General features: G+C 69.3%; 2 protein-coding genes. Both read right to left on the reverse strand.

Annotation, left to right across the window (positions count from 1 at the left end; genetic code table 11):
- Positions 1-1,214: catalase (locus CVO76_RS16645; protein WP_208740182.1), on the reverse strand; the 1,214-nt coding region annotated here is incomplete at its 3' end.
- A 141-nt stretch (positions 1,215-1,355) separates the two neighbouring features.
- Positions 1,356-2,603: a thiamine pyrophosphate-dependent enzyme gene (locus tag CVO76_RS16650; RefSeq protein WP_244186072.1), complete on the reverse strand. Its 1,248-nt coding sequence runs from the start codon at positions 2,601-2,603 to the stop codon at positions 1,356-1,358.
- Positions 2,604-2,688 lie beyond the last annotated feature (85 nt).

Consider the following 2,688-nt stretch of genomic DNA (forward strand, 5'->3'; position numbering starts at 1 on the left):
TCGTAGTTCACGTGCGGGTTCTGCCCCGGAGCGAGGTCGGTGCCGTAGGACATCTGGCCGCCGCGCTGGTTGGTGTGGACGGGGGCGTTCTTGGCGGAGTTCACGGGCAGCTGCAGGTAGTTCGGGCCCACCCGGTAGCGCTGCGTGTCGCTGTAGCTGAACGTGCGTCCCACGAGCATCTTGTCGTCGGAGAAGTCCAGTCCGTCCACGAGCACGCCCGTGCCGAAGGAGATCTGCTCGTTCTCGTTGTGGTGGTCGGTGACGTTCCGGTTGAGCGTCATGGTCCCCACGAGCTTCGGCTCGAAGTCCTGTTCCGGCCAGGTCTTCGTGTCGTCGAGCGGATCGAAGTCGAGTTCGGGGTGGTCGCGGTCGTCCATCAGCTGCACGTACAGGTCCCACTGCGGGTGGTCACCGCGCTCGATGGCCTCGTAGAGGTCCCTCGAGGCATGACCCAGGTCCGTCGCCTGGATGTTCGCGGCGTCCTCCTCGGTGAGGCTCCTCACCCCCTGCCGCGGCTGCCAGGTGTATTTGACCAGCTTGGTGTCACCGTCCGCGTTGACCCACTTGTAGGTGTTCACCCCGAAGCCCTGCATGGAGCGGTAGTCGGCCGGGATGCCGCGTGGGCTGAAGAGATTCACGAGCATGTGCATGGACTCGGGCGTCTGCGACATGAAGTCGAAGATGCGCGCCGGGTCCTGCCGGAAGGTGATGGGATCCGGTTTCAGCGAGTGGATGACGTCGGGGAACTTGATGGCGTCGCGGATGAAGAACACGGCGAGGTTGTTGCCCACGAGGTCCCAGTTGCCGTCCTCGGTGTAGAACTTGACGGCGAAACCGCGCGGATCGCGGGCCGCCTCGGACGAGTCCCTGCCGCCGATGACGGTCGAGAAGCGGATGGCGACGTCGGTCTTCTTGCCGGGCTCGGAGAACAGCTTCGCGCGCGTGTACGCGGCGATGGGCTCGTCGCCCCACATCCCCGTCGCCTCGAACTCGCCGAACGCCACGAACCCGCGGGCATGGACCACGCGTTCGGGGATGCGCTCGCGGTCGAAGTGGCTGATCTTCTCGAGGAACTGGTAGTTCTCCAGGGTCGCCGGGCCCCGGGCCCCGACCGTGCGGGAATTCTGGTTGTCGTAGACCTGGTGGCCCTGGCGGTTGGTCAGTACTGCGCGGTCATCGCCCTCGGCGGGCGGCTGGCTGGCGACATCGGTCATGGGGTTCTCCTCACAGCGGCCTCTGGTTCCCTGCGGCGACGAGGGTCGGCAGCGCCCCGCACCGGATTTCGACGCTACCGAAGGCCGGGACGGGCGGCAACCACCGTATCGGCCTGGCCGGATCGCTTCCCATGGGCGGTGCTACGACCCTTCAGGTCCCTGCTCGATCTCGGCGTACCGCTGCAGCAGGGCGGCTGCCCCGCTCTCCGGTTCGCCGGCCAGGGCGGTCTGCATCGGGTCCAGCTTGGCCTCTCCGGCAGGGAAGGGCGGGAGGAGGGGTACGTCCGGGTCCGTGACGACATCGAGCACGAAGGGCCGGTCGGCAGCGAAAGCCCGCCGCCACGCGTCGGCGAGGGACTCCGGATCCGCCACCCTCACGCCGTCGAGCCCGAGCAGGCGCGCATGCGCCGCGAAATCGACGTCGGGCAGGGCCTGGCTGTCCTCGAAGCGGGGTTCGCCCTCCATCTCCCGCTGCTCCCAGCTGACCTCTGCGAGGTCGCGGTTGGACAGGACGCACACCACGAAGCGGGGATCCGGCCAGCTGCGCCAGAGCTTCGCGACGGTCACGAGTTCCGCGAGACCCGCCATCTGCATGGCGCCGTCACCGGCGAGCACGACGACGGGGCGCCGGGGGTGGGCGAGCTTCGCGGCGATCCCGTAGGGGACCCCGGCACCCATGCAGCCGAGCGTGCTGGACAGGTGGGCGGGCACCCCGCGGGGCAGCCGGAGCTGCCGCGCGTACCAGTAGACGCAGCTCCCGACGTCGACCGCGACCTGCGCGTCGCCCGGCAGCACGGCGTCGAGTTCGTGCACCACGCGCTCCGGGTTCACGGGACGGGCCGGCACCAGGGCGCGTTCCGTGGCGATCCGGTGCCATCGGCGCACCTGCTCCTCGACCTCCCGGCGCCAGCTGTGGTCCTGCTGGCCGTGCAGCAGCACCAGCAGGGCGGTCAGGGTCTCCGCCGCGTCACCGTTCAGTGCGACCTCGACGGGGTAGCGGTTGCCGATGGCTTTCGGGTCGATGTCGATCTGGACGGCACGGGCCTGGCCCGGCGCGGGGTAGTACTCGGTCCAGGGGTCGTTCGATCCGATGATGAGCAGGGTGTCGCAGTTGCCCAGGAGGTGGGCGCTCGCCGTGGTCCCGAGGTGCCCCATGGTGCCGGTGGCGTGGGGCAGCGATTCATCGACGTAGGGCTTGCCGAGCAGGCTCGTGGTGATGCCCGCGCCCAGCCGCTCGGTGACGGCGAGGACCTCCTGCTGGGCATGGGCAGCGCCCTGCCCCACGAGCACCGCGATCTTCCGGCCGGCGTTCAGGACTGCCGCCGCGTCATGCAGGTCCGTCTCCCGGGGCGACACGCAGCCCATGGACCACACGGGCGACGACGGCACCACGCCGTGCTCATGGGGTGTCCTGGGAGCTGGAGCCTGCTGGACGTCGTGCGGGAGGATGACGACGGCGGGGGGGGATCACGGG

The sequence above is a fragment of the Arthrobacter agilis genome (assembly GCF_002953615.1).
In the GTDB taxonomy this organism is placed as follows: domain Bacteria; phylum Actinomycetota; class Actinomycetes; order Actinomycetales; family Micrococcaceae; genus Arthrobacter_D; species Arthrobacter_D agilis_B.